Source organism: Klebsiella sp. RHBSTW-00484 (assembly GCF_013705725.1).
GTDB lineage: Bacteria > Pseudomonadota > Gammaproteobacteria > Enterobacterales > Enterobacteriaceae > Klebsiella.
This window is the reverse complement of sequence record NZ_CP055481.1, coordinates 2,292,348-2,318,577: the sequence shown is the minus strand read 5'-3', so window position 1 is coordinate 2,318,577 and position 26,230 is coordinate 2,292,348. Positions and strand designations below refer to the sequence as shown.

Below are 26,230 nucleotides of genomic sequence, written 5' to 3'. Positions count from 1 at the left end.
ATTGTCTCTTTGCACGCCAGGGAGGGGTTATTACGCAGACCGAATCAGATCCTGCGATTCTCTTTTTAAACATAGACTAAACCAAGCGGCTATTCTTATTGCCAGAAGAGGAGCAAACATTAATTATCGCCCAAATGTAACAGCTCAGGGATAAAAAATGGAATGGTGGGTTAAGAAAGTACGCAAGGAGTCGGCGTCAGCGCACACCACTGTGGTCTTACAAAGCAGCCAGTTAATGATTATTGCCGAAATTTCCCTCTGCTGCCGCCGTTTGCAGGAAGGTGACAAGCTAACACCGCTGGCGAACGCGTTGTATTGCATTAATGGTGATAAGGCTTTAACGGTAAAAGTGCTCAATGCCACGCACTTTAGCGCTGAACGTTGGGCTAACATCGACAATATTGTCGCGAATTAATTAGCGCATACCATCATCAACTGGTTCTAATCTCAGTAGTTTCTTAACTAAACAGGTGAAATTCTCCGACGCATATTCCAGTCTGTGACATACTAAGCAAAATGTCAGCAGAGCAGAAACAAGGAGTAAGTCATGAACCAGCAAGCCGCCAGGCTGACCCCAGAACAGGCGCTTACGCAACTCGAAGCGCTGTATGAAAAATCGGTCACTGCGCTGCGTAAAGCCATCGGCGAATATATCAACCATAATACTCTGCCCGATAATAACGCCCGCGCCGCAGGGTTATTCGTTTACCCGCAGCTGTCGGTTTCATGGGACGGTGCCGAGCATAAAGCCTTAAAAACTCGCGCCTGGGGCCGCTTCACCCATAGTGGTTGCTATACCACCACCATTACCAACCCTAAACTGTTTCGCACCTATCTGCTGGAACAGCTCACCATGCTGTATCAGGACTACGATGCCTGTATCTCCGTCGAGCTATCGCAGCATGAAATTCCCTATCCGTACGTCATCGATGGATCTGAGTTAACGCTCGACCGCTCGATGAGCGCCGGTCTGACCCGCTTTTTCCCGACTACCGAGCTGTCGCAGATTGGCGATGAAACCGCCGATGGTCTGTTCCATTCGACCGAGTACTACCCGCTTTCACACTTCGACGCTCGCCGCGTTGATTTCTCGCTGGCGCGACTGCGCCACTACACCGGTACGCCGGTTGACCATTTCCAGCCGTATATGCTGTTTACCAACTACACCCGCTATGTCGATGAGTTCGTGCGCTGGGGTTGTAGTCAGATCCTTGACCCCGATAGCCCATACATCGCCCTCTCCTGCGCGGGCGGGATCTGGATAACAGCGGATACGGAAACCCCGGAAGAGGCGATTTCCGATCTGGCGTGGAAAAAACACCAGATGCCGGCCTGGCACCTGATCACCAAAGATGGTCAGGGGATTACGCTGATTAATATTGGTGTAGGCCCGGCGAATGCTAAAAATATCTGCGATCATTTAGCGGTGCTGCGCCCGGACGTCTGGCTGATGATTGGCCACTGCGGCGGCCTGCGCGAAAGCCAGACCATTGGCGACTACGTGCTCGCCCATGCCTATCTGCGCGACGACCATGTGCTGGATGCGGTACTGCCGCCGGATATCCCTATTCCGAGCATCGCCGAAGTCCAGCGCGCGCTCTACGACGCCACTAAACAGGTCAGCGGGATGCCCGGTGAAGAGGTTAAGCAACGTCTGCGCACCGGAACGGTGGTCACTACTGACGATCGTAACTGGGAGCTGCGCTACTCGGCCTCCGCGCTGCGCTTTAACCTCAGTCGTGCAGTGGCTATCGATATGGAAAGCGCCACTATCGCCGCGCAGGGTTACCGCTTCCGCGTCCCCTACGGCACCCTGCTTTGCGTGTCCGATAAACCGCTTCACGGCGAGATTAAGTTACCAGGTCAGGCCAACCGCTTCTATGAAGGGGCAATTTCCGAGCATTTGCAGATTGGTATTCGAGCAATTGACCTGCTGCGTGCCGAAGGCGATCACATGCACTCGCGTAAGCTAAGAACCTTCAACGAACCGCCGTTCCGTTAATCAGCACTTCCCTGCACAGCCGCGACCGTGCAGGGGTATGACGGCCGGGATAGGCGCAAACATGAACGTGTATCTGCTGGCGAATGACTGGTCTGCCGTGGTGGCGTTTATCGGCGATAAGCTGGTAGGGCTGCGCGTACAGGAAGAGCAGGAGTGCGAAGGGTTAGATATTAACAGCCATGGTGAAAATACCGACCACGGTTGAGTTGAACGGGCTTTCTGTTACCAGGAAGCCCGGGCACGATCACTTAGTGGTGAAAATTCTCTTTTTTATTCTATAAGCTATGCTCTGGACAATATCAAACTGGGCTTCTTTAACGCTATCAACGGTAGCATCCTCTGTCGATTCATAGCCAATAAGATCATCGTTTTTGAGAATGGTGCGGCCATTAATACTCATCGTCATTTTTCCAGCCAGGGTGGTTGTATGGTTTGTTCCGCTTTGTACGGCGTCCTCAGTATAAGTATACGAGCTATCGACACAGCGGCTTTTAGTTTCACCCGTTTTTACTATCTTATCATTGCGGTCGCGACTTAAAACAGGCACATCGTAACAGTGCTGTTCTGTTCCCCGTCTTTCTTCAGGAACTGTTCTTGAATAATTTCCAACAAAACTATCTGCTTTCGTTATGCGCAATGTAATAACAAAATTTGTGCCGGTTTTTTGTGGAGAATCAGGGTAATCGAAAACATAATGGCACATACAGTCTACGTCCAGAGGGTAAGGTAGATCTTTATCCCTGGCAGCTTTTTTCATATCATTGAGTGATTGTGTATTGTAATAGTTACGAAGCCCTGGAGTTACGCCATCGCTCAGTACGTCTTCACTGCCGATAGATTTATCGCCCGCAATTTTCATAATGATATGATTTGTCGCGTTCTCATAAGCCGTTTGCAGGTCGTTATTAAGACCTTTTCGCTCCGGGTTGTAACGATAAGTTGCAAGTAAATCATGGAGCTTTACTGTTTTGTTTTTCTCTTTTTGCGCCAGTTGATAAAAAGCCTCGCCAGCCTGATTTTTTGCGCTTTGTTCATTTGCTGCGGATGGGTAAGATTCAGGGTTAATCTGCGCTTGCATTTCTGCCGTCATTAAGGGTATTACGCGCCGCATTTCCGGCATCCAGCAGGCGTAGCTGTCGCCTTTTCTCCGTATATCATCAATACTGGATTGTGCATTGATATGTTTAATATTATTGATAATCTTATTATAATTATCAATATATGCCTGTAATACTGTTGTTACCAGGCCGGCTCTGGGACCAGTCTGCGCTATTGCCAGCGCATCTTGTAGGTTTTCAACGCTATAACAATAATAATACGGATTCATCCCTGCCTGATTTGACGCGATTTTCAGGTTATAGCTAACTTTCCCTTGAGGGGTTTCCGCACAAGAAGTTAACATCACTGTTGATATCAAAATAGTAATAAGATGCTTATATTTCATAGTTATTTCCATTAACAAAGAAGTGTCTACTCACTGCTCTTCTCGCTGTTCCATCAGCATCTGATTATACGAGTCCATACATGAATGGAAACCGTAAATTGAAAAGAAGTTAATTTATATAGTTGTGCGTGGTGATCGGTTTTTGCAAAGAATTCCTATATGACAGGTTTCCTGGCAACAGAAGGTCTGTCATTACATTTTACTGCAACAGCTAACGCATTCCCCTGCGTTTTTTGACAGCATCAGTATCCAGAATTACCGTTTTACGGAGCAGTCCGCCTTTGTTACCGAAAACAATGTCTAAATGCATACCGCCACGCTCGACGGCCTGTTTCCATGTTTTCAGCGGCTGCACGCTGTCTCAATTAATTCGCTGTGGGCGCATATACGAAACGAATATCCGAATAGTCATATCCAGGCAAAAATTACGTTGTGGGCTCATACTCTGTTCTTATATCAAATGCCCACGTTGTAACTCTCAATGGTTTAAAGCTTATTCATACACCGCAGAGATGATCCATCCCTTCCAGAAAGGATACGTTTTACCATCTGCAACACGAGCAATTTCGAATGCGTGAGGGATCATCATTCCTGCCACCTTGCGATAGTCATCCCGGGAGGCATGCTCTCCTGCGCCGTGATAAGAAGTGGTCAGATCGCCACCCTGTTCCGCATCGAAGCTGGCGAGACGTCCGTCAGGCAGAAAAGTTGCCACCAGCGACGCCTCCAGGCCAAACCCACTGACGATGGCGCGAGCATGGGTTTCATCAATGGCTTCCCAGCGTACAGGGCCTTCGGGCAACAGCGATACGGGATAGAGAGGGCTTTCTAAAAGCCAGCGACGAAGTGAAGTTCGGTTCAGTGCCTCCGTAGCTTGTTCATCGAATACGGTAAATGTTGACAGGATCTTAGCCCGCATCTGCATACGTCCCTCGGCAAAGAAATCATAAGCTCGCGCCCATACTCCTGGAACGATCGGTGTCGTCGCGGCAAATAGCAATGCGGGTGTTCCGGTAGCAACGGTCTGTGAGGCTTTCGTCGGAGCAAACCCCTCTGTCAGGGGACGGCGGAATTCAGCTTCTGCTTTCAGATTGACCACATTGTAACGAACCTGTTGATCAGGCAGTGCAAAGGCAAAGAATTTCTGTACAAGGTCTGCATCGCATCATAATCGACAGAATTCGATTGATGATGACTGGCCCCCCGGAGGACAGCGTCTGAATAATCCGTTATTTCTCGCTCAGTTAAAGATGAAGAAATACCGATCAGACCTAACAGAACAATAACCATAGTGATGAAAACCCGAGCAAAACGTCGCATATAAAACTCCCTCTTTAATCGTTCAACGAAGATTTGAATTTGGTGCCGTGACGCGGGAAAGCTGAATAAAAGACATCATGGTATCGATCACTCCCTTAGCCGCGGCCAAATCATTCAGCGCAGGTTTTCGTCCCAGGAGAATCAGCGATGCCGCACCGTGAACAGCCGACCACAGGGAAAAGGCTGTCTGGACAGCATCCGCTCCCGGCAGATATCCCTCTGCCTGACATAGCTCAATGGATGAACGCAGCTCTGCAAGGCATGCTGCGCCCAGATTAGAAGCAAAAGGATTCTCAGTTCCCCTTTCAGTGTAAGGTGGTGAGAACATCAACCGGTAAAGTCCGGGATACTCAAGAGCAAACTGCAGATAGGCAAGTCCATCTTCACGCAGCCGGACAAAGGGATTGCTCATATTTCTCACCACAACGGAAAGTTTCTCCCGCAACAAAATACGGAAACCTTCATCATGAACTGCCTGTAAAAGTGCGTCCTTATTGGCGAAGTAAGAATACAGCGCAGGTGCCCTGCACCCGGTCGCAGCGGCAACATCTGCCAGAGTAATGTCTCTCATATCCCGCGCATTCAGTAAGCTAATGGTCTGGGCAATGGCTCGAGTTGGAATATCTATTTGCTGATCTTTACGAGGACGGGCCATGATAAGTTCCAGTATGAGCAAGTGCCTGAAGCAAACACGACAGAGCCAAGAGACACAATCCCGGTTAGCTTCTGAATCGTTCCCAGAATAAGGAGCTGTAACCAAATCGGACCAACGGCAGGATTAACAATATGTGGAAGAAACGCGAACATAAAGAGCAATGATTTTGGGTTTGTCAGGCTATTGATTGCACCCTGTTTAACCGCCTCACGCCCGGTGATCCGTACCGTCTTTTTTATCTTCGTATCCGCCCCCGAACTCGCCAGCATTTTGACGCCAAGCCAAATCAGGTAGGCGGCTCCCGCCCACCGCAGAAGATCGAGCGCTATCGGCCACGCATGAACGAGCGAAACTAATCCCAGAACGAGAAATGAAACTTGTACAAAACCGGCAACAAAAACATTGCCGGGCACCGTCAGAAAGGCAATACGTCGTCCCTGGCCGATCCCTCAGGCAATAGTCAGCATCATGTCTGGCCCAGGAGAAATTTCTAATAAAAACAAAGCAAAAAGAAAGGTCAAAAAGGTTTCAACGGTTGGCATAGTCAGGCCATACAAAATTGAGTGTGCCAATAGATTAGCCCTCTACGGCAAACACCCCCAACAACTTTTAGCGGCACGGGTGATGGAGAGTGAATAAATAGCCTGGAACGGCTAAAAGCAAAAAGCCCGCTTAAGTTTCCTTAAGCGGGCTTCTCTAAATATGGCTCCTCTGACTGGACTCGAACCAGTGACATACGGATTAACAGTCCGCCGTTCTACCGACTGAACTACAGAGGAATCGTGTGAACGGGGCGAATATTAACGATCGCGCCCAACCTTGTCAAAGGCTGTTTTCCACATTTCAAATCGTTTGCCGAATTATTCCCCACTTTGGGCAAAAAGTACCGTTTTACCTACATTGAGTTTACGTTTCTTCAGTTTGCGCTTTGCGTCGCGGATACTTCCACAACCAACGCCCGCTGACCATTCGGCAATAAAACAGTACTCCACGAACTGCCCAATCGAGCACCATTCCCAACCAAACCCCTACCACGCCCATCCCGAGCACAATCCCCAGCGTGTAGCCCGCCACCACGCGACAGCCCCACATGCCCAGCATCGATACCCACATGGTATAGCGCACGTCACGCGCACCTTTAAAAGCGCACGGCAGCGTCCAGGCCATCGCCCAAATCGGCATAAAGAAGGCGTTCAGCCACAATAGTTCTTTGACTACGACTTTGACATCATCTTCGCTGGTATAGAACGAGGCGATCAGGCTGGCAAATGGCGCGGTCCCCCAGGCAATCAGCGTCAGGATAATCGTTGACAACCAAAAGACGTGCCACGCCTGACGCTCTGCTTGCCCTATTTGCCCTTTTCCAAGACGTTTACCGGTAATAATCGTTGATGCCGAACCGAGGGCGTTCCCCGGCAGGTTGATCAATGCCGCCACCGAGAAAGCGATAAAGTTACCGGCAATCACATTTGTTCCCATACCAGCAACGAACATCTGCGTCAGCAATTTGCCGCCATTGAACAAAACGGACTCAATACTGGCGGGAATGCCAATCCCCATCACTTCCCAAATAATGGCGAAGTTAAACGGCTTAAAATAACTCTTCAGCGAAATCCGCAGAGCCGGGTTAAAACCGATCATTAATACCCAAATGGTTGCCACGGCACCAATATAGCGGGCAATGGTTAGCCCAAGGCCTGCGCCGACAAATCCCAGACCTGGCCAGGAAAAAATGCCGTAAATCAGGATACTGCTGATGATGATATTGAGAATGTTCATCCCGCCGTTAATTATCAGCGGAATTTTGGTTGTCCCTGCTCCGCGCAGCGCGCCGCTGCCGATAAGGGCAATTGCCGCCGCCGGGTAGCTCAACACCGTCAACTCAAGATAGGTCAGAGCCAGACCTTTTACCTGTTCTGTGGCATCCCCGGCGACAACATTAATAATCTGCTCACCAAAGGCGTGTATCACCACCGCCAGAATGATGGAAAACAGCGTCATGATGGCCAGTGACTGTCGCGCGGCTGCTCTTGCTCGTTTCCGGTCACGCTTGCCCAGACTAAACGCCACCACCACCGTCGTCCCCAGGTCGATCGCCGCAAAGAATGAGAGGATCACCATATTGAAGCTATCAGCCAGGCCCACGCCCGCCATCGCTTCTTTACCCAGCCAACTGACCAAAAAGGTACTCAGTACGCCCATCAGCAAAACGCAGGCGTTTTCCAGCAGAATCGGTACCGCAAGAGGGCTGATTTCACGCCAGTAAAGGACGCGATAGCTCTTGCGTTTTTTGAACCAGGACGTACGTTCAACAGCCTGGCGTAATGCGGAGGTGACGTTCAAGGGAGACCTTAGTGAGAAAAGTTGAAACTACATTTCAAATGATGATAGAGAAAAGCTAATCCTGCAAAGCATTTTTCCCGATGAATTGTCGGTAATTACGACAAATTGTTGATGGATACGCCAGTTGAAAGGCGGATGGCGAATTGATGTTTGACAAAAGTTTTTTCGCCGCTAAGATACGACTCCACAACGATTCCTCTGTAGTTCAGTCGGTAGAACGGCGGACTGTTAATCCGTATGTCACTGGTTCGAGTCCAGTCAGAGGAGCCATACATAGAAAAGCCTGCTTTCGAGCAGGCTTTTTGCTTTTCAGGAATGTACCGATTTTTGCGGCAAAACCCTGGGTAATTTCCTTTATACCGTAAAGATAGACCAAGTTCATTTTGCCCTATCAACAACGCGATGTTTTCACCTACCCGCGTTTTCACGCGCTATCTGCAGAAATGCCTGCACGGCGCCATTATTCTCCTGCCGCCTGCTGATAAGCATCAGATTCGCTGACAGTTCCGGCGCATCCAGTGGCCGGTATACCAACCCCGGAATACTCACATGTTTCAGCGGATCGGGCACCAGCGCCAGCCCCTGCCCGGCGGCGGCGAGCGCCAGCACGCTAAGGGTGCTGGCGGTGCAATGGGCGATACGCGGAGCATGGCCCATAATCGCGGTGAGCGCCGTATAAAGCGGCTCATCAGCACCATGGGTGTCATAGAAAATGAGCGGTTCCTCGACCAACATCTCTATCGTCAGAGACGCCTGGCTGGCCAGCGGATGGTCATCGGCCATCGCGACCTGACGGTGCCAGATACCGACCTGTTCAGCCATTAGCGCGGGGTCATGGATTTTGCCGTGATTGGGGGTATAGCCCACGTCGAGTTGGCCCGCCATAATCGCATCGGCTTGCAGCAGCGGTGCGACTTCACTCACTACCAAATCAGCATCAGGATAGGTTCTGCGAAAAGCGCGCAGATCGTTGGTTAATCTGCCGCTAAAGACAGCATTACCAGCAAAGCCAACGCGCACATGGCCCGTTTCGCCGCGTATCGACCGCTGTACGGTTAGCCGGGTATGTTCGGCCTGTTCGAGCGTCCGCCGTGCTTCGGTCTGCAATAGCAGCCCGGCTTCGGTCAACTCAACTTTGCGGCTGGTGCGCACAAACAGCGGACCGCCCAGTTCCTCTTCCAGCGCTTTGATTTGCATACTCAGCGCAGGCTGGACGATATGCAGGCGTTGGGCGGCGCGGCCGAAATGGCCTTCTTCGGCAACGGCCAGAAAGTAGCGCAGGTGACGTAGATCCATGCGTCAGCTCCATCATCAAATAAAATGATTAATCAGTCATATCTATCTATTTGAGTTTATCGCTATTCACGACGAAACTGAAATCCGTCAACTAACCGGAGTACATGTTATGCACAATCTTCTGAACGATCGCCTGCAAATCACCGACCTTCTCACCGGCTGGATGCACCGCGATCTGGGTGAATGGGACCAACTGCGCAATCTGTTTCACCCGGACGGTACCATCGAAATTACCTGGTTTGAGGGGCTCGCCAGCGATTTTGTTGACGGCTCAATGCGGATGGGAGCGTCGGATGTGCGCACCAAACACCTGATCGGTACGCCAGTGGTGACCTTCAATGCCGAGGCGACAAGGGCGATTGTTGAAACCAACGCGATGATTATCGGCGAGAACGTTAAGTTGAATCTGGGCTGTATTGGTCATAACCGCTTTTATGATATGGCGGAAAAGCGCGATGGCGTATGGAAACTGTTTCACCGCCAGAGTATTTACGATATGGCCAGCTTCACTTTTCCGCTCGGCGTGGTCCCGGTTGACCAAAGTGCGGTGGAGAAATATCCGCGCGAATACGCAGCGCTGGCTTACCTGCTGGAAAAAAGCGGCTTTCCGGTTCAGCGCGTTTTTGCCACCCGCGGTAGTATTCTCGAACAACAAATGAAAGCCGACGGGAAACGCTGGCTGTCCGGGCAGCCGATCTGATCGGTCGCCAACATCCCCTCATTAATATCAGCAACGCAAAGGAAATGTATGCGCTCTCAAAAAACCATCGGAAAATGTCTGGCCATCCTGCTCGCCGCCCTGCTGCTGCCCACCGCAGCTTCGGCTACGCAAACCCTGACCTACAGCGATCATGAGCCGCTGGGCGGCATGCGTACTCGCTTTATCAACGACGTGCTCTTCCCCGCTATAGAGAAGGAATCAGACGGGCGCCTGAAAATAGAGGCGCACTGGGGCGGTGAACTCAGTAGCGGTTACGACGCGTTACGCAACGTCGGCAAAGAAGGAAAGGCGGATATGGCGATTGTCGTGCCCGAATATGCCTCCGACGCGCTGCCGCTGAACCAGATCTTCAAAAGCTTTCCCGTCGGCCCTGCCGGTGAACAACAGGTTGCCTTCTTCCGCCGCGTTTATGCTGATATCCCGGCATTCCCGGCAGAGCTTGAGAAAAATAACGTGGTGAGCATTTTTCTCGCCACCGGCTATCCGCTGTCCTTTTTCAGCACCAAATCAATGGCGACCCTGAACGATATCAAAGGCGGCACGTGGCGCTCCGCCAGCTTCTGGCAGCGTGATTTTCTGCAAAACTCGGGCGCTAAACCGGTGACCATGCCCTGGGGTGAAGAAACCTACAACGCGCTGAAAAGCGGCGCTATCGACGGCATGATGCTGAACGTGGACAGCGGCTACGATCTGAAAGCGTATCAGCTCGCACCCAACGTGCTGATCTCCAAAGATCTGTGGCTGGGTCATCTCTACATTCTGACAATAAACAAACAGACCTGGGACGCGCTTTCCTCTGAAGATCGGGCCGCCATTCAGCGTGCTGCACAAACGGCATATCAATCTCTGGGTTCAGTGATGGACAGCAGTTTTAATACTCAGATAGACAATTTACGCAAAGCCGGGGCAACGGTGCGCGTTCTGCAACCGCAAGAGGTCGCGCAATGGGAAACCACCACCCGCTATCGGGCGGTGCAAGATAAGTGGGTAAAAGAGAAGGAAGCGAAAGGCGTCAAAGATGCAGGCACGGTGATGAAACAGGTCAACGCTATCATGGATGAAACCATGCCGAAAAAAGCGCACTGATACTGGCAGGCCCAGAATGGGCCAACCGCTAGTGAACGGCTGGAGCGAGTGAAAAAGGATCCAGCGATCGCTCAGATAACTGACAAAGCTTCCCTTTGTTAAATTCCCCGGAGGCGCTTCGCTTACACAGGACTACGGAAAACGGTGAATTATCCAGGCCAGATAGCCCTCCGGCAAAAGTGAGTACGGTATCTCAACTGGCTTGCCATTTACTCAACATCCTCCCGCTAAGAGAGGATGTTTTCTTCGATTAACTTTTTACTGAACAATACGTTAAAATCCGCTGCTGGTCTGCATCGCTGTAGTGCCAATCTCCATCGGCATTCCCGAGCGACGCTCAAGCGCCTGCTCCGCGCGATTCATATCAACCCCCTCACCTTTCACAAAAGCCTGAATGGCGGTCGTCGTCGGTAGCGGAACCTTTCTGTCAGATTCATATTCCGCGCGATTACGCGACAATGGCTCATGGACTTCAACCCATCGGCTACCATCCGGCTCGGTGGTGTATTTCACCGGCTGATCGATTATTTGCACGCGGGTCCCCACCGGCACGGTGTCAAACAGGTACTTAATATCATCGTTACGCAAGCGGATGCAGCCCTGGCTCACGCGCAGACCAATACCGAAATTGGCATTGGTGCCGTGAATGGCGTAAAGCCTGCCGATATAAATTGCGTACAGCCCCATCGGATTATCCGGACCGGCCGGAACAAACGCGGGCAAACTTTCTCCTCGACTGGCATATTCACGGCGGGTATTGGCAGTCGGCGTCCATGACGGCGCTTCCTGCTTGCGTTCGACCGTAGTCACCCAGTTGCGCGGCGTTTCTCGCCCTGCCTGGCCAATGCCAATCGGCAGAATCTCGACCGTTGCACCATCGGGCGGGTAGTAATAGAGGCGCATTTCAGCAACGTTGATCACGATGCCGTTGCGTACCGTGGCGGGTAGAATAACCTGCTGCGGTATCACCAGCGTGGACCCCGATTTCGGCAGGAACACATCGACGCCAGGGTTGGCTTCAAGCATGTTGCTCAGGCCCTGACCGTACTGAGCGGCAAACGCCTCCAGCGGCTGGGTATTGCTTTGCGGAACAGTGATGGTCAGCGGGCTGCCCACCAGACGGCTTCCTTCCGGCGGTAACGGGTAGCTCACCGCCAGAGCGCTCTGGCTGGTGAGGATCATAATAAGAGAACAAAGCAGTTTCATACGCCGCACAATTTCCCTTCCTCTGTGGCGACAATCGTGAATGAATTATAGCTTTGTTTATTAACTCATATACGACTAAATCTGATAATCGATCGCCGCCTCTTCCGGTTCCATCGCCTGGCGTTTAATTTCATCCAGAGACAGGCCCGCATTGCACAGCTCGATAAAGCGCCAGACGTAGTTACGCTGCAGCTGTCCGCGCTTGAGGCCTAACCAGACGGTGTTGGCATCAAACAAATGGCGGGTTTCCAGGCGGGTAAAGGTATCAGACTCGCGATTATCGCCCGACTGCTCTGCGACCAGCCCTACCCCGAGACCGAGCTCAACGTAGGTTTTAATCACATCGGAGTCCTGCGCGCTCAGCACAATGTCCGGTACCAGGCCTTTACGGTTGAAGGCTTCATCAATACGCGAACGCCCGGTAATTCCCTGACGGTAGGTGATCAGCGGCCAGCGGGAAATGGCTTCCAGCGTTAAGGGCGTAACCTGAGTTAGCGGGTGATCTTTTGGCACCAGCAGGCTGTGGTGCCAACGGAACCAGGGGAAAGCCACCAGCGTCGGATCGTTGCTCAAGCGCTCGCTGGCGATACCGATATCCGCGCCGCCGTTGTGCAGCAGCGCTTCAATTTCCTGCGGTGTCCCCTGAACCAGCTCAAGACGCACGTCAGAAAAGAGTTCACGAAAAGCTTTGATGACCGGCGGCAGGCTATAGCGCGCCTGCGTGTGCGTCGTTGCGATGGTTAAGACGCCGGACGCATCGTTGGTAAACAGGTCAGCCAGACGGCGGACGTTGCTGGCTTCGTTGAGAATACGCTCAGCAATTGATAGCAGCGCTTTGCCCGGTTCCGTCATCCCCAGAAGACGTTTACCGCGGCGGATAAAGATCTCGATCCCCAGCTCTTCTTCCAGTTCACGAATATGACGGCTGACGCCCGATTGCGATGTATAGAGCATATTGGCGACCTCCGTCAGGTTGTAATCCTGACGGGCCGCTTCACGAATAATTTTAAGTTGCTGGAAATTCACCCTTTCCTCCGGGCTATCAGACATAACATATGCTCTATTGTTAAAGTCTGTTGTCCTTGCTAACAAATAATAAAAACCAGCAACTTATTCCTTTAAGGAATATACCCGTCATACTTCAAGTTGCTTATGTGTTGGCTGCGCTCGCTCACCCCGGTCACATAGTTATCTATGCTCCCGGGGACTCACTCCCTTGCCGCCTTTAAACAACTCGAATTATTTAGGGTATAGACTAACTCACTAACAGCAATTCACGGTTTTCAAGCGACGGACGGCTCACAAGCGACATCAAAATCTCCTTCACGGCCTGTGCCTGCGGCGACAAACTACCACGCGCTGACATATTCAATGAGAGTGAGAGACTCATTGACGGCGTACTAATACGCGCCATCCAGCCATTAGCCGCACCACACAGTGAACGCGCAGCAGACTCCGGTAATACGGTCACACCCATTCCGCTGGCAATCGCCGCCGTTAAGGTGGTGATTGATTCAATTTCACCAATAATTTTTGCTGAGAGACGACGTAGAGTGAAGGCCTCAGTGACCCGCGCACGCACAGCGCTGTAATCGCGCGGCAGGAACAGATTCATCTCTGCAACGGCGGTCAGATCGATACTCTGACCCGGGCAGTCTCGGGTGCCGACCAGGTAAAGATCTTCTTTCAACAACGGCTGGCTGATGATCCCGGCGACCGGAGAACGTTCGTAGAGCACCGCCATATCCAGTTGCCCTTCAATCAGCTTGTCATTGAGGATAGTGCCGCTGCTTTCCTGCAAATAGACCATCACTTCCGGAAGTTCATTACGCACCGTCTGCAACAGAGGCATGGTAATTGCCGAAGCCGCCGTTCCCGGAGCGAGGCCAATTGACACCTGACCGCTCAGGGTCTGCCCGACATTGTTGACCGCCAGTTGAGCCTGTTCACACTGGCGTAGAATGGTACGGGCATGGGTATAGAGGATCTTGCCCGCTTCAGTCGGTGTGACGCCGCGCTTGGTACGGATCAACAGTTGCTGATCCAGTTCGCCTTCCAGGGTCGCAACCTGCTGACTCAACGCCGGTTGTGCGATGTGCAAGACTTCAGCGGCCTGGGTCAGACTGCCGATATCGACGATTTTCACAAAATACTTCAGTCGTCTTAAGTTCATTTTGCCTCCTGTAAGGAACACCAGTGCCAACGCTGGCTGTTTAGATACAGAAGGTTTTGCAATTTGCTTGCCAGTTTTTTATACCCGGCGCAAACGCCGCTGTGAGCCGCGTAATAAGGGATACTGATAGCAAGCCACGATTTTGTTGCCCGGTAAGCAGATTGCGATATGCCCCATTAGGGGTATAAATGCACTACGACAGTGCAGATTGCCACGCACAGTGGCAAAAATGGGCTTATTGCTGAAATAGTCAGCAAACGAACGGACTTTGTCGATTCAGGCTTTGACAAGGTGGGTGGTCATCGTTACTATGCGCCCCGTTCACACGATTCCTCTGTAGTTCAGTCGGTAGAACGGCGGACTGTTAATCCGTATGTCACTGGTTCGAGTCCAGTCAGAGGAGCCAAATTTAAGAAGCCTGCTTAGGAAACTAAGCAGGCTTTTTGCTTTTCTGCATCTATCTGTCACTTCAAAAACATCAGCTCAGAATGGCTTCCAGCCTGGCCAGCACTTCATTCACGATAGCTTCAGGTATTCGCTCCAGACGCTTGCCGTTCCGGGCTTCCATATCAATGGTTCTGGGCTGGTCACAGCGAATGATGCCCGTTGTTTTCGTTCCTGCCCCGTCAAGCGATACGGCAAAACCCGCTGTACGGGCAAAATTTCCGCCGCTGGTGACGGGTACAACTACAGGTAGCCGAGTGAACTGATTAAACGATGCTTTCGATACGATCAGCACTGGACGCCTCCCGCTTTGTTCATGTCCAGCAATCTGATCCAGTGAGACGAGCCAGATTTCCCCTCTGTCCATTTACAGAATCTCCTTACCCACCGCAGGCGCATCAACCCATTCCCGATCCTCTTCGCCCATTTCGGCGTGCGGATCGCACTGTGCCAGCAGTTCTTCCAGCGAATATCGAGGCCGTTTCTGAGGTTCAATAACCAGGCGACCATTATCAATGGTCATGCCCACTTCGCTGTCCGCCGACAGCGCCAGCGTTTTCAGCACGGCAGGTGGGACCGCCAGCATGACGGATCCACCAACCTTTTTCAGGCGAGTGATGTACATAGAACACCTTCAAATATTATATTTAAATATAACATCAGGGCTGGTAATGCATAGTTTTTAGTCAATTCCCTTGTGGGTGATTTCCTTAGTGTAACGAAGCCTGATAATAGAAAACTGTTTTGTGTTTCAAAGGATTATGACGAATCAGATAAACAAAATGCGGCGCATCTCAAGCAGGCTTTTTGCTTTCTGACTCCTCCACATCATCGATGACGACAACCTTCCAGTCTCCATAGCACGCTCTTCAGTACCAGAAGAGGAATATAAGTCAAAAAATATCAATTAGATACACATATAAACGATGGCGAATACAGGTTTTGCACCACGTAGGTATTTTTCATCTTCTGGATTTTGATATACCGCCCGGAATCTGGATCAGGGCTAAAGAAGACCTTCTGCATCACCCCTTCAATCATGTTGTCCGCGTCTCTCTTTGAGAGGGAGGTTTTGACCAGGTGGTAAATGTTATTTTCTTTCACTTCATAATCAAAATGATATGACCTTTCAACGGTGTATCTCACATCGTTGATCATCACCTTGCCAGACACATCAAAGTATCCAGAATGATTTCCCCGCATAAGCAAGAAAGTCTTGAAGCTTGCATCAAAGCCGGATGAACCTGATTCAATTCGCATATTGGCCGAGCAATCAAAACCACTCTTATGATGGTATGAGTACATCAACAAGCCAAAAGCCAAAATGATACAGAGGATGAAAGAGGCAATGTAAACATTCATTCTTGGGAGTTTACTGAGTAATTGCATAATCTGCCCTGTAATAGTTCTCACATGAGTAAAAGTTGTCCTTTTTTGCATTTGAATATATGCAGTGAGCTAAAAATCCCCTTCCCTCATTCCCTTTTAATACTGACTCTGAAACGCTAAAGTAAAAAACACTGTTATCTGAGCAGCGCATCCCCTCTTTTGCGATAAGCTGCCGGGCCAGATCAATAAGCTGTTTTCTATGTTCCACCGGAACTGAGCTAAAACTCCGAACCGGGCAAGTATCAATATCACCTAAATAAGGGTATACGGATTTAATGGTTGATGGGGCACCTTCACCCCATCAATCTGATACCACCCTCAGATGGTTGATAGATCGACTCCGTAGTTGAGTTCCTCTGCGAAGTCCGGCAGTCCGTAACCGATGGTTTTCTTGTAGAAAGGAGAGACCTTCGCAGTCGGTGCCTTCTTCTTGTGCTTCGTGGTGTAGAGCATTCGTGCCCGCATCACCTCGAAGGAGTAACCGCGCCCTTCACGGTTCTTGTCCTTGGCCAGTCGGTTGATGGACTCCGTGTAAGCGTTGGTGACGGGCATGTCCGTCTCGAAGTAGGTCATGGTCTCTTCGCGCCAGTTTCCCACTGCCCTGACCAGATCGCTCCAGACTTCCTTTTGGCCCTTCGGGATGGTGGCTATCCACTCGTCCAGGGCGGCTTCTGCCTGGAGCCGTGTGGTGGCGTCCCAGATGCCGTAGAAGCGCTCCTTGTGCTCGTAGGCGGCCAGCAGTTGCGGGAACGCGCCTGTCCAGGTCTCCATGATGAGGCGCTCCCGGTCTGAGACTTCGTGAGCGCGTTTCAGCAGGATTTTCCGGTCTCCCTTGAGAGTCCGGCTCTGGGACGGTTTCAGCTCCTTTCTGAGGCCCTTGCGCACTCTCTCTAGGGCATCGTTGGCCATGCGCACCACATGGAACTTATCGACCACGATACGGGCCTGGGGCAGCACAGCCTTGACCGCTGCCCGGTAGGGGTTCCACATGTCCATGCTGACGATCTCGACCTTCTGCCGGTCTTTCAGCTTCATCAGGTAGTTGGTCACCACGTCCTGGCGGCGGGTGGCCAGCAGGTCGAGCAGGGTTCGCTCCTCAATGTTGGTCAGAATGCAGCGGTAGCGCTTGTTCAGGTATAGCTCGTCAATGCCCAGGATGCGGGGCGTCTCGAAGCGGTGCCAGCGCCCCAGGAACTCGGCGCGGGCGTTGAAGATGTCGCGCACCGTCTTCTCGTCCAGGCCGGTCTGTGCCGCCACAAAGGTGTAGGGGTGGTTGAAGGATTCCTTCTCCACGTACTCATGCAGCCGCAGTGTCATACGGAATCCGTCCACCATCTCCGGTAGCTGGGGCCTGAATGTTGTCTTGCAGGCCCGGCAGGTGTATCGGCGGCGGACCACCCAGAGAGTGACCCGCTTGCCGTGGATGGGCAGATCACGATAGGGAACGTCACGCTTGCCGAACCGTACGAACTCACCCTGCACGCCGCATTCCTCGCAGGCGATGGGATCGGGCACGTCCACCTGGAAGTGCATTTCGTCGTCGGTTGATTTGCAGCCCAGTACTTGGTATTGCGGCAGGTGAAGGATGTTGTCGGGAAGTTCGGTCATGGTGTTGTATAGGCGTAGGTGTCAGTCAGATCCATCCGACTCGGCATTGGTGTTTGCTTTTTTACCCAACAAGCTGCTGGAAACGAAAAGTAAGGCACCGAGGACAATTGCAATATCAGCCAGGTTGAAGGCCGGCCAATGCCAGTCTCGCCAATAGAAATCAAAGGAATCCACAACATAGCCGCGAAAGACCCGGTCAATCAGGTTGCCCATGGCGCCACCGAGGATAAGACTGTAAGCGATGGCTTCTCCTTTATGACGATTTTCAAGGATCAGCTTGATCAGAAAAATCGAGACCACTACCGCGATTCCGATAAAAAAGTAGCGCTGCCAGCCTCCACCATTCGCAAAAAGACTGAATGCGGCACCGGTGTTCCATAGGTGCACCCAGTTAAAGAACGGGGTCACCGAAACATACTCGCCATAGGCCATTGATTGCTGCACCAGCCACTTTACAGCCTGATCAGACGCTGCCAGCAGGCCCGATATGGACAATAGGGCATACGGCGAGAGCTTTTTGCCAATAATGAGCATTATTTAACCCTTCAACGCCAAAATGCGTCTGGCACCGTTAAGTACAATGCCCCCCGCGATGGTGCCGATAATCAGATCCGGATAATTGGAACCGGTCCACGCGACCAGGGCGCCGGCGGTGATGACCCCCAGGTTGATCACCACGTCGTTGGCCGAGAATATCCAGCTTGCCTTCATGTGCGCCCCGCCTTCCCGATGTTTGGATATGAGCAGCAGACAACTGGTATTGGCAATCAATGCGACGAATGCGATAGCCATCATCACCAGCGATTCAGGCTCACTACCGAATACAAAGCGTCTCACCACCTCTACGAGCACGCCCACAGCCAAGATCAGTTGCAGTACACCAGCAAGATGCGCGGCACGTACCTGCATTTTCACGCTATGTCCAACCGCATAAAGGGCAAGCCCGTACACCGCCGCATCGGCAAAATTGTCCAGGGATTCTCCAATCAGGCCGGTGGACCGGGCGATCAGACCGGCAGTCATTTCCACCACGAACAGAAGTGCATTGATGCCGAGCAACCAGCGCAGGGTCCCGGATTCTTGCTTAGCAGAAGCTGCCGAAAACTCGGCGGCCTTGATGGTCTCCGGATTTGCAGCGACGGTTTCCTGAAGCGAGGCGCCTAGCCCCAAGGTCTTCAGTTTCGAGGTGACGGGCTCGACCTCGCCGTCATGCACGACCTTCAGCCGGCGGTTCGACAAGTCGAAGGACAGCGCCCGAATCTCCTCAAAGCCGTTCAGGGCTAGGCGAATCATTCGTTCTTCTGATGGACAGTCCATCTTCGGCACGGCATAAACACTGACCCATCTCCCTGGCGCCTCGGAGGAGGCCTGTATATCGGTATCCGCTGCGGACGTTGCATCACCGCCACAGGCGCCACCACAGGATTTGCTCATGATACGACTCCACTTGAACAATGTTGTGGTACCATTTTAAACTATAAAGCTACTATAAGGTCAATAGAGTAAAGAATCCGTTGGGGAGGAGGCTGATGCGCATTGGTCAGTTGGCGCAGTTGGTAGGGGTCGAAACACAGACGATCCGCTTCTATGAACAGCAGGGCTTGTTGCCGCCGCCTGATCGGCAGGACAACGGTTACCGTGTCTATACCGAGAAGCATGGTGAGGGGCTGGCCTTCATCCGTCGCTGCAGAATCCTGGGCCTGTCACTGGCTGAGATTCACGAACTACAGAGCTATCAGGACGACCCTCATCAGCCTTGTACCGCCGTCAACGCCTTGCTCGATGATCACATCTCTCATGTGCGGTCGCAGATAACCGCTCTGCAAGCGCTTGAGAAACAACTCGTTTCACTGAGAGCGAGTTGCAACGATGACCGGGAAGTTGAGGCGTGTGGGGTTCTTGCTGGAATTAGCGAAGGAAACATGCACCAGCAGTAGGTGAAGCATCAACCAGATAATCCGATGAGATGCCGGTCTGTCTCACTCTCATGCAAAGGTAAGATCAACCATTTAATCCGCTTACCCCTAAATAATAGATATCATCCTTCTCAGCCCAAAAATGCAGGTGAAAGAAATCATTTTTGAAGCCCACAAACAGCAGCGTTAAAGTGAGCAGCGCAAGACAGGCATAAGAGACGTTCTTGATAACAGAGCTTGATGATCTATTTTGTTGATTGCCGGCTTTGCTTTCACGACTCTCTTCAACGTCACTTTCAATATGACTTCCAACGCCATTTAGACTGCGGGCATCGTTTTCTGGGCGGTCAATTATCTCTATCGCAATGCTTTCAGATACCCTGAACCCAATTTTTGGTACGGTAACGATAACCTCTTCAGTACACCCCATATGCCTGAATACGGCTCTCAGGTCCGAAATATACTTATTGAGACTATGGCTGGAAGTCCGTAGCCCATGCGCATCCCAGACTTTTTCAAGGATCTCATCCCGATAAACCACACGCTCTCTATGGTCTAAAAGGAATTTAAGCAGGCGACTTGTTGTGGCTGTTAGCGCGACGTTAGAGTCATCATCGAGCCATACCAGCCCGTCATCACTCCTGAAATGAATCGTACCTTGAATTTTGTAGATCATATACTAGCCTTTCAAATAATCCTCAGACGCACACAATCCGCATAGATTTGGCACAAACAGCATCTTATGCTGAATTCCATTATAATTTTCTTATAAATTAGATTATAACATCTAAAAATCGAAAAAACAAAATACATATAACCAATGAAAAATTCAATGGTATTATTGTCCTCATCGAAACAAGGGGGCAGCCTGACTCATCGGAGCTCACCTTCCACTGAAGACAACATGGCCACGCCGCGATAAGCAGAGATAAAGAAACCTGATGCTGCGGTAAAGATTAAGAGACAAATACATAAGCATAAAATAATAACGCCATGTAATTAACTGCATGGAAAAACATAGCATCAACGGCAGTATTTTCCTCTTCATGATTAGATGCCCGGAGCGGAATATGCAGATATTTTATGTGAGTATAAAAGAACAAAAATATGCTTTTAGCATACTAATGATAAGAAACACTGGAAAACAGGAAAGAATATTCCCTAAGAAAATTCCAATATAAAGAGTATGCCTATTGTTTTATGTAAAATGATAACTAAATCCTATCATTTTATTTATATAAAAATCGTTATGAACATTGAAATTTGAGATTTTAAACCGCCAGACAGGCAATTTTGCAACATATAACCCTACAGTTTATGCGATTAATAGCTACTAAGTCCTTTAGCTTATCTACTGCGTGTCTCATAACGATATGCGATGGTAGATTACTCCTAATTCGCTGAATGGTTTTAATAACGATGAGTTAAAGGTCAACCCAAGGATGAGATTGCGTTCAGATATGAATCTATCAACTAATATTTTATCTAAGGATAAATATTTTACCCAGGGCCTTATTGAATTACTTGGGGTAGAGTTTATTGACAATTTCTTTTTGATTATAGACCTGGACTCCAACGATCTTTCAGGCTCGGAGTGGATTTATTTTTCGAATAAGAACATTGTTGCCTTTGCATCCAGCGACTTAGCCTTTTATAAGTCGGAGCTATTTGAAAAAATAACAGTATTAGACAAAAAGAGTAATACCAAGAGCATCCTGAATTTCTTCTTAAAGAAAGAGATGTCGGGAAACTATCATACTAAATTCCATCTGAGTCTGCGTGAAAAACAGATATTAAGTATGTTAAGCAGAGGGGAAAGCAACCAGGAAATAGCAGAAGAATTTGGCGTGAAACTTAAGACTATTTATACGCATCGCCGCAACCTGATGAATAAACTGGGTTGCAGAAATAGGATTACGTTTCAAAAATTATTTTTTAACAACAAATGTTTTTTTAAGTGAAGCACCGCTTCAGGATTATTTAATCAACAGGAGATTTACCATGAACAAATTAGCACTCATCGTTATTTCAGCATTGTCCCTGAGCTCTGCAGCGGCCCTGGCAGCGGATGCCACGGTGAACGGCGGTACGGTGCATTTTAAAGGTGAAGTGGTTAACGCAGCCTGTGCAGTTGATGCCGGTTCTATCGACCAGACCGTTCAGTTAGGCCAGGTTCGTTCAGCACGTCTCGCTACCGCGGGCAGCACCAGCTCTGCAGTCGGCTTTAACATCCAGCTGAATGATTGTGACACCACCGTTTCCGAAAAAGCGGCTATCGCTTTCACCGGCACAGCGATTGACAGCACCAACCCAACCGTACTGGCACTGCAGAACTCCGCTGCGGGCGGCGCGACTAACGTCGGCGTGCAGATCCTTGACCGTACCGGTGTTCCACTGGCGCTGGATGGCGCAACCTTCGGCGCGCAAACCACTCTGAACGATGGCACCAACGTCATCCCGTTCCAGGCTCGCTACTTCGCAACAGGTGCAGCCACAGCGGGTACTGCTAACGCTGACGCCACCTTTAAAGTGCAGTACGAGTAATTTCTTCATCAGGCAGGGAAGCACATCGGGCCAGGATGGCCCGTTATCCGAATTAAGACTGGGGTGATAACGATGCAAAGGATGAAGTCAGGTCTGTTGATATTTTTGCTCCCACCGCTGGCGCTGGCCGGTAACCAATGGGACATCATGCTGCCCGGTGGAGGCATGCGTTTCCAGGGGCTTGTCATTGCCGAGTCATGCCGCGTTGAAGCGGGCGATCGGCAGATGACGGTCAAGATGGGGCAAATCAGCAGCAATCGGTTTCATTCTGCGGGCGAGGATACCAATCCCGTCCCCTTCGATATTCACCTGCAGGAGTGCAGTACCGCCGTGAGCCAGCACGTTGGCGTGGCATTTCACGGCGTCGCGGACGGTAAAAACCCGGACGTGCTCTCGGTGGGCGAAGGACCGGGGATCGCCACCGGCATTGGCGTGGCCCTGTTTGATAAAACAGGCAATCTGATCCCACTCAATGCGCCACCAGCATCATGGACACAACTGCACACGGGTCCTACTACCCTGCATTTTGTCGCCAAATATCGTTCCACCGGGAATCAGGTCACCGGAGGAGCAGCAAATGCTCAGGCCTGGTTCTCCCTGACCTACCAGTAATCAGTACCGGTAACAGGAAATAACAGTGAGTAAGAAAGAGGTAAGCATGAAAAATACACTGGGTACTATGCGCGGGATGCGCGGTTTACTGGCAGGACTTTTACTGATCGCCACCACTGGTTTCGCCGCGCAGGCGCAAGCTGGGGTCGCGCTGGGTGCAACTCGCGTCATTTATCCGTCCGGGCAGAAGCAAGTTCAGTTGGCAGTGACCAATAACGACGAGAACACCTATCTGATCCAGTCCTGGGTAGAAAATGCCGATGGCGTGAAAGACGGACGTTTTGTTATCACTCCGCCGCTGTTTGCCATGCAGGGGAAAAAAGAGAACACCCTGCGCATCCTTGATGCCACCAATAACCAGCTGCCACAGGACCGGGAAACCCTGTTCTGGATGAACGTCAAAGCGATCCCGTCGATGGACAAATCGAAACTCAGCGACAACACCCTGCAGCTGGCGATTATCAGCCGCATCAAGCTCTATTATCGCCCGGCAAAGCTGGCGCTGCCGCCGGATCAGGCTCCGGAAAAGCTGAAGTTTCGTCGCAGCGCGGGCTCGCTCACGCTGATTAATCCGACGCCTTATTTTCAGACGGTTACCGAGCTCAATGCCGGAACCCGCATTCTGAAAAATGCGCTGGTCCCGCCGATGGGCGAAACCACCGTCCAGTTACCCTCCGATGCAGGTAGCGAAATTACCTGGCGGACGATCAACGACTACGGCGCCCTGACTCCGCGTATGAAAGGCGCTATGCAGTAACTGAACGGGGAGCCGCGCTCTCCCCCCTGAACTAAAAATATACCGATTGCCGGGCGACTTTGGACCGGAGGGACTATGTCACATCTGAAATATGGACTCGACTGTTTGGATACCCGGCGCATTGCTCCAGGATCTGCGCGCATATTCGCGCAGATCCCTCTTGCCTTTTTACTCGCCTCACCAGCCTTTTATGCACAGGCGGAACTCTATTTTAACCCGCGTTTTCTGGCGGACGATCCCGCGGCCGTAGCGGATCTTTCCAGTTTTGAAAAAGGCCAGGAGTTGCCGCCAGGTACCTATCGCGCAGATATCTATCTGAATGACGGGTATATGACCACCCGCGATGTCACCTTTAATGTCGACGAAAAAAGCCACGAACTGGCCCCCTGCCTGACGCGTGGGCAACTTGCCAGCATGGGCGTCAATACATTGACCATTGCCGGAATCGACGTACTGGCAGCGGACGCCTGCGTGCCGTTGACCGAGATGATAAAAGATGCCACTACCCGCTTTGATGCCGGACAGCAGCGGCTCTGGATAACCGTTCCCCAGGCATTTATGGGCAACCGCGCCCGCGGCTACATTCCGCCTGAGCTCTGGGACCACGGGATTAACGCCGGGTTGCTGAACTACAACTTCACCGGCAACAACGTCCACAACGACGTGGGCGGCAGCAGCAACTACGCCTACCTGAACCTGCAAAGCGGCCTGAATCTGGGCGCCTGGCGCTTGCGTGATAACACCACCTGGAGCTACAGCAGCAGCGGTAGTTCGTCGATCAGTGAAAACAAATGGCAGCACGTCAACACCTGGCTGGAGCGTGACATCACGCTGCTGCGCTCGCGCCTGACGCTTGGCGACAGCTATACCAACGGTGATGTCTTCGATGGCATTAACTTCCGCGGCGTGCAGTTGGCGTCCGACGATAACATGCTGCCGGATAGCCAGAAGGGCTTTGCCCCGGTAATCCACGGGATTGCCCGCGGCACGGCCCAGGTCTCGGTGAAGCAGAACGGCTATGAGATCTACCAAAGTACGGTACCGCCTGGTCCGTTCACTATTAACGATCTCTATGCCGCAGGTAGCGGCGGCGATCTGCAGGTGACCATCAAAGAGGCCGACGGCAGCAGCCAGGTCATCAGTGTCCCCTACTCGTCGGTCCCGGTGCTCCAGCGCGAAGGCCATACCCGCTATGCCGTCACTACCGGTGAATACCGCAGCGGCAGCACCCAGCAGGAAAAACCGAAATTCTTCCAGGGCACCCTACTTCACGGGCTTCCGGCTGGCTGGACGCTGTACGGCGGCACCCAACTGGCGGACCGCTATCGCGCCTTTAACCTCGGCGTGGGGAAAAACATGGGAGAACTGGGCGCCCTGTCGCTGGATATCACCCAGGCCAACGCCACCCTGCCCGATGACAGCGATCATCAGGGGCAGTCGATACGCTTTCTGTATAACAAATCGCTCACGGATACCGGCACTAATATCCAGCTGGTGGGGTATCGCTACTCCACGCGCGGCTATTTCAGCTTCGCCGACACCACTTACAGCCGGATGAGCGGCTACAACGTCGAAACGCAGGATGGTGTGGTTGAAGTGAAGCCGAAGTTCACCGACTACTACAACCTCGCTTACAACAAGCGCGGCAAGGTACAGCTCAGCGTCACCCAGCAATTGGGTCGTACCGCCACCCTCTATCTGAGCGGTAGCCATCAAACCTACTGGGGCACCGGCAAGGCCGATCAGCAGCTACAGGCCGGACTGAACGCCGCCGTCGACGATATTAACTGGACGCTGAGCTACAGCCTGACCAAAAACGCCTGGCAGCAGGGGCGCGATCAGATGCTGGCGGTCAACGTCAATATTCCGTTCAGCCACTGGATGCGCTCGGACAGCAAATCCGCCTGGCGACACGCCAGCGCCAGCTACAGTATGTCTAACGATCTGAATGGTCGAACCACCAGCCTCGCAGGCCTGTACGGCACGCTGCTGGAAGATAACAACCTGAGCTACAGCGTGCAGACCGGCTACGCGGGCGGCGGCGAAGGCAACAGCGGCGCGACCGGTTACACCGCGCTGAACTACCGCGGCGGCTACGGCAACGCCAACATCGGCTATAGCCGCAGCGACGGCATCAAGCAGCTTTATTACGGTCTGAGCGGCGGCGTACTGGCCCACGCCGATGGCGTCACCCTGAGCCAACCCATGAACGACACCGTGGTGCTGATTAAGGCTCCTGGTGCCGACAATGTGAAAGTGGAAAACCAGACCGGAGTTCAGACCGACTGGCGCGGTTACGCCGTGCTGCCTTACGCCACCGAATACCGGGAAAACCGGGTAGCGCTGAATACCAACAGCCTCGCCGATAACGTCGATCTGGACGATGCGGTGGCCAGCGTGGTCCCGACCCACGGGGCGATTGTCCGCGCTGAATTTAAAGCTCACGTCGGGCTCAAGCTACTGATGTCGCTTATCTATAACGGCAAACCGGTCCCCTTCGGCGCGCTGGTCACCTCGGACAGCAAACAGGGCAGCAGCATCGTCGCCGATAACGGCCAGGTTTATCTGAGCGGGATGCCGCTGGTCGGCAAAGTGCAGGCGAAATGGGGTGAAGGCCCGAACGCCAGCTGCGAAGCCGACTATAACCTGTCGCCGGAAAGCCAGAACCAGATGCTGAGCCAGCTATCAGCCGAGTGCCGCTAAGGAAACCATGA

The 26,230-nt window shown here is 51.8% G+C and carries 26 protein-coding genes, 3 tRNA genes and 3 pseudogenes; 13 read left to right on the top strand and 19 right to left on the bottom strand.

Features of this window, described 5'->3' with window-relative positions; translation table 11 throughout:
- Nucleotides 1-157 precede the first annotated feature (157 nt).
- The 3 genes and pseudogenes from HV213_RS11020 to HV213_RS11010 form a co-directional block, all read left to right on the top strand.
- The gene (locus tag HV213_RS11020; RefSeq protein WP_181485723.1) at nucleotides 158-415 is read left to right on the top strand and encodes a histidine kinase; all 258 of its coding nucleotides are present in this window, start codon (nucleotides 158-160) and stop codon (nucleotides 413-415) included.
- Nucleotides 416-547: 132 nt separating this feature from the next.
- On the top strand, nucleotides 548-2,002 hold the full coding sequence (locus tag HV213_RS11015) for an AMP nucleosidase (RefSeq protein WP_181485722.1): 1,455 nt from the start codon (nucleotides 548-550) through the stop codon (nucleotides 2,000-2,002).
- 88 nt (nucleotides 2,003-2,090) lie between these two features.
- A pseudogene (locus HV213_RS11010) lies at nucleotides 2,091-2,207 on the top strand (hypothetical protein); the annotation flags it as partial.
- A 39-nt stretch (nucleotides 2,208-2,246) separates the two neighbouring features.
- Here HV213_RS11010 and HV213_RS11005 read toward each other — a convergent pair.
- The 8 genes and pseudogenes from HV213_RS11005 to HV213_RS33720 form a co-directional block, all read right to left on the bottom strand.
- Nucleotides 2,247-3,446, bottom strand: a complete 1,200-nt coding sequence (locus HV213_RS11005; RefSeq protein WP_181485721.1) for a hypothetical protein — start codon at nucleotides 3,444-3,446, stop codon at nucleotides 2,247-2,249.
- 185 nt (nucleotides 3,447-3,631) lie between these two features.
- Nucleotides 3,632-3,804, bottom strand: a pseudogene (locus HV213_RS11000) (integrase domain-containing protein); the annotation flags it as partial.
- Between the two features lie 135 nt (nucleotides 3,805-3,939).
- Complete coding sequence (locus HV213_RS10995; protein ID WP_181485720.1) at nucleotides 3,940-4,545, bottom strand: DUF6920 family protein; 606 nt, start codon at nucleotides 4,543-4,545, stop codon at nucleotides 3,940-3,942.
- 243 nt (nucleotides 4,546-4,788) lie between these two features.
- On the bottom strand, nucleotides 4,789-5,337 hold the full coding sequence (locus HV213_RS10990) for a TetR/AcrR family transcriptional regulator (RefSeq protein ID WP_442788165.1): 549 nt from the start codon (nucleotides 5,335-5,337) through the stop codon (nucleotides 4,789-4,791).
- 65 nt (nucleotides 5,338-5,402) lie between these two features.
- Nucleotides 5,403-5,963, bottom strand: a pseudogene (locus HV213_RS10985) (LysE family translocator); the annotation flags it as partial.
- A 161-nt stretch (nucleotides 5,964-6,124) separates the two neighbouring features.
- Nucleotides 6,125-6,200: transfer RNA gene (locus tag HV213_RS10980), tRNA-Asn, on the bottom strand.
- A gap of 127 nt (nucleotides 6,201-6,327) precedes the next feature.
- Nucleotides 6,328-7,764: an EmmdR/YeeO family multidrug/toxin efflux MATE transporter gene (locus HV213_RS10975; protein ID WP_181485718.1), complete on the bottom strand. Its 1,437-nt coding sequence runs from the start codon at nucleotides 7,762-7,764 to the stop codon at nucleotides 6,328-6,330.
- Nucleotides 7,765-7,859: 95 nt separating this feature from the next.
- Nucleotides 7,860-7,952, bottom strand: a complete 93-nt coding sequence (locus HV213_RS33720; protein WP_220138898.1) for a DUF5951 family protein — start codon at nucleotides 7,950-7,952, stop codon at nucleotides 7,860-7,862.
- Nucleotides 7,953-7,958: 6 nt separating this feature from the next.
- Here HV213_RS33720 and HV213_RS10970 point away from each other — a divergent pair.
- Nucleotides 7,959-8,034, top strand: a tRNA-Asn gene (locus HV213_RS10970).
- Between the two features lie 138 nt (nucleotides 8,035-8,172).
- Here HV213_RS10970 and HV213_RS10965 read toward each other — a convergent pair.
- Entirely contained in the window at nucleotides 8,173-9,060 is an 888-nt protein-coding gene (locus tag HV213_RS10965; RefSeq protein WP_181485717.1) for a LysR substrate-binding domain-containing protein, read from the bottom strand.
- Nucleotides 9,061-9,169: 109 nt separating this feature from the next.
- Between HV213_RS10965 and HV213_RS10960 the strand changes: the two genes are divergently transcribed.
- Entirely contained in the window at nucleotides 9,170-9,760 is a 591-nt protein-coding gene (locus HV213_RS10960) for a nuclear transport factor 2 family protein (protein ID WP_112216940.1), read from the top strand.
- A gap of 48 nt (nucleotides 9,761-9,808) precedes the next feature.
- Nucleotides 9,809-10,867 carry a TRAP transporter substrate-binding protein DctP gene (dctP, locus tag HV213_RS10955; protein WP_181485716.1) on the top strand — a complete coding sequence of 353 codons (1,059 nt, stop codon included), beginning with the start codon at nucleotides 9,809-9,811 and terminating at the stop codon, nucleotides 10,865-10,867.
- Nucleotides 10,868-11,140: 273 nt separating this feature from the next.
- On the opposite strand, the gene ldtA is transcribed toward dctP, so the two are convergent.
- The 3 genes from ldtA to nac all read right to left on the bottom strand — a co-directional run bounded on the left by ldtA (nucleotide 11,141) and on the right by nac (nucleotide 14,246).
- Nucleotides 11,141-12,073, bottom strand: a complete 933-nt coding sequence (gene ldtA / locus HV213_RS10950; protein ID WP_442788155.1) for a L,D-transpeptidase — start codon at nucleotides 12,071-12,073, stop codon at nucleotides 11,141-11,143.
- A 75-nt stretch (nucleotides 12,074-12,148) separates the two neighbouring features.
- Nucleotides 12,149-13,099, bottom strand: a complete 951-nt coding sequence (gene cbl, locus HV213_RS10945; RefSeq protein WP_181485715.1) for an HTH-type transcriptional regulator Cbl — start codon at nucleotides 13,097-13,099, stop codon at nucleotides 12,149-12,151.
- Nucleotides 13,100-13,328: 229 nt separating this feature from the next.
- On the bottom strand, nucleotides 13,329-14,246 hold the full coding sequence (gene nac / locus HV213_RS10940) for a nitrogen assimilation transcriptional regulator NAC (protein ID WP_110277387.1): 918 nt from the start codon (nucleotides 14,244-14,246) through the stop codon (nucleotides 13,329-13,331).
- 330 nt (nucleotides 14,247-14,576) lie between these two features.
- Between nac and HV213_RS10935 the strand changes: the two genes are divergently transcribed.
- Nucleotides 14,577-14,652: transfer RNA gene (locus HV213_RS10935), tRNA-Asn, on the top strand.
- 72 nt (nucleotides 14,653-14,724) lie between these two features.
- Here the strand turns inward: HV213_RS10935 and HV213_RS10930 are convergent.
- The 6 genes from HV213_RS10930 to HV213_RS10905 all read right to left on the bottom strand — a co-directional run bounded on the left by HV213_RS10930 (nucleotide 14,725) and on the right by HV213_RS10905 (nucleotide 19,121).
- Nucleotides 14,725-15,057, bottom strand: a complete 333-nt coding sequence (locus tag HV213_RS10930) for a type II toxin-antitoxin system PemK/MazF family toxin (RefSeq protein WP_181485714.1) — start codon at nucleotides 15,055-15,057, stop codon at nucleotides 14,725-14,727.
- Complete coding sequence (locus HV213_RS10925) at nucleotides 15,058-15,315, bottom strand: AbrB/MazE/SpoVT family DNA-binding domain-containing protein (protein WP_181485713.1); 258 nt, start codon at nucleotides 15,313-15,315, stop codon at nucleotides 15,058-15,060.
- Nucleotides 15,316-15,593: 278 nt separating this feature from the next.
- The gene (locus tag HV213_RS10920; protein ID WP_181485712.1) at nucleotides 15,594-16,079 is read right to left on the bottom strand and encodes a hypothetical protein; all 486 of its coding nucleotides are present in this window, start codon (nucleotides 16,077-16,079) and stop codon (nucleotides 15,594-15,596) included.
- Nucleotides 16,080-16,397: 318 nt separating this feature from the next.
- The gene (locus HV213_RS10915; RefSeq protein ID WP_004574636.1) at nucleotides 16,398-17,687 is read right to left on the bottom strand and encodes an ISL3-like element ISPpu12 family transposase; all 1,290 of its coding nucleotides are present in this window, start codon (nucleotides 17,685-17,687) and stop codon (nucleotides 16,398-16,400) included.
- 21 nt (nucleotides 17,688-17,708) lie between these two features.
- Nucleotides 17,709-18,221, bottom strand: coding sequence for a signal peptidase II (gene lspA, locus HV213_RS10910; protein ID WP_003821921.1), 513 nt, complete (start codon nucleotides 18,219-18,221; stop codon nucleotides 17,709-17,711).
- Between the two features lie 3 nt (nucleotides 18,222-18,224).
- Nucleotides 18,225-19,121 carry a cation efflux transmembrane domain-containing protein gene (locus HV213_RS10905; protein WP_004364974.1) on the bottom strand — a complete coding sequence of 299 codons (897 nt, stop codon included), beginning with the start codon at nucleotides 19,119-19,121 and terminating at the stop codon, nucleotides 18,225-18,227.
- A gap of 95 nt (nucleotides 19,122-19,216) precedes the next feature.
- On the opposite strand from HV213_RS10905, the gene cadR reads away from it, so the two are divergent.
- Entirely contained in the window at nucleotides 19,217-19,624 is a 408-nt protein-coding gene (gene cadR, locus HV213_RS10900) for a Cd(II)/Pb(II)-responsive transcriptional regulator (protein WP_004364961.1), read from the top strand.
- 64 nt (nucleotides 19,625-19,688) lie between these two features.
- On the opposite strand, the gene HV213_RS10895 is transcribed toward cadR, so the two are convergent.
- Entirely contained in the window at nucleotides 19,689-20,279 is a 591-nt protein-coding gene (locus HV213_RS10895; protein WP_181485711.1) for a winged helix-turn-helix domain-containing protein, read from the bottom strand.
- Nucleotides 20,280-21,063: 784 nt separating this feature from the next.
- Here HV213_RS10895 and HV213_RS10890 point away from each other — a divergent pair.
- The 5 genes from HV213_RS10890 (at nucleotide 21,064) to HV213_RS10870 (ending at nucleotide 26,219) form a co-directional block, all read left to right on the top strand.
- Nucleotides 21,064-21,564: a helix-turn-helix transcriptional regulator gene (locus tag HV213_RS10890; protein ID WP_181485780.1), complete on the top strand. Its 501-nt coding sequence runs from the start codon at nucleotides 21,064-21,066 to the stop codon at nucleotides 21,562-21,564.
- A 40-nt stretch (nucleotides 21,565-21,604) separates the two neighbouring features.
- The gene (gene fimA / locus HV213_RS10885) at nucleotides 21,605-22,147 is read left to right on the top strand and encodes a type 1 fimbrial major subunit FimA (protein WP_110275408.1); all 543 of its coding nucleotides are present in this window, start codon (nucleotides 21,605-21,607) and stop codon (nucleotides 22,145-22,147) included.
- A gap of 72 nt (nucleotides 22,148-22,219) precedes the next feature.
- Entirely contained in the window at nucleotides 22,220-22,759 is a 540-nt protein-coding gene (locus tag HV213_RS10880) for a type 1 fimbrial minor subunit FimI (RefSeq protein WP_181485710.1), read from the top strand.
- Nucleotides 22,760-22,826: 67 nt separating this feature from the next.
- A complete protein-coding gene (locus HV213_RS10875) occupies nucleotides 22,827-23,516 on the top strand; it encodes a fimbria/pilus periplasmic chaperone (RefSeq protein ID WP_442788164.1) in 690 nt (229 codons plus the stop codon).
- A gap of 75 nt (nucleotides 23,517-23,591) precedes the next feature.
- Nucleotides 23,592-26,219: a fimbrial biogenesis usher protein gene (locus HV213_RS10870; RefSeq protein ID WP_181485708.1), complete on the top strand. Its 2,628-nt coding sequence runs from the start codon at nucleotides 23,592-23,594 to the stop codon at nucleotides 26,217-26,219.
- Nucleotides 26,220-26,230 lie beyond the last annotated feature (11 nt).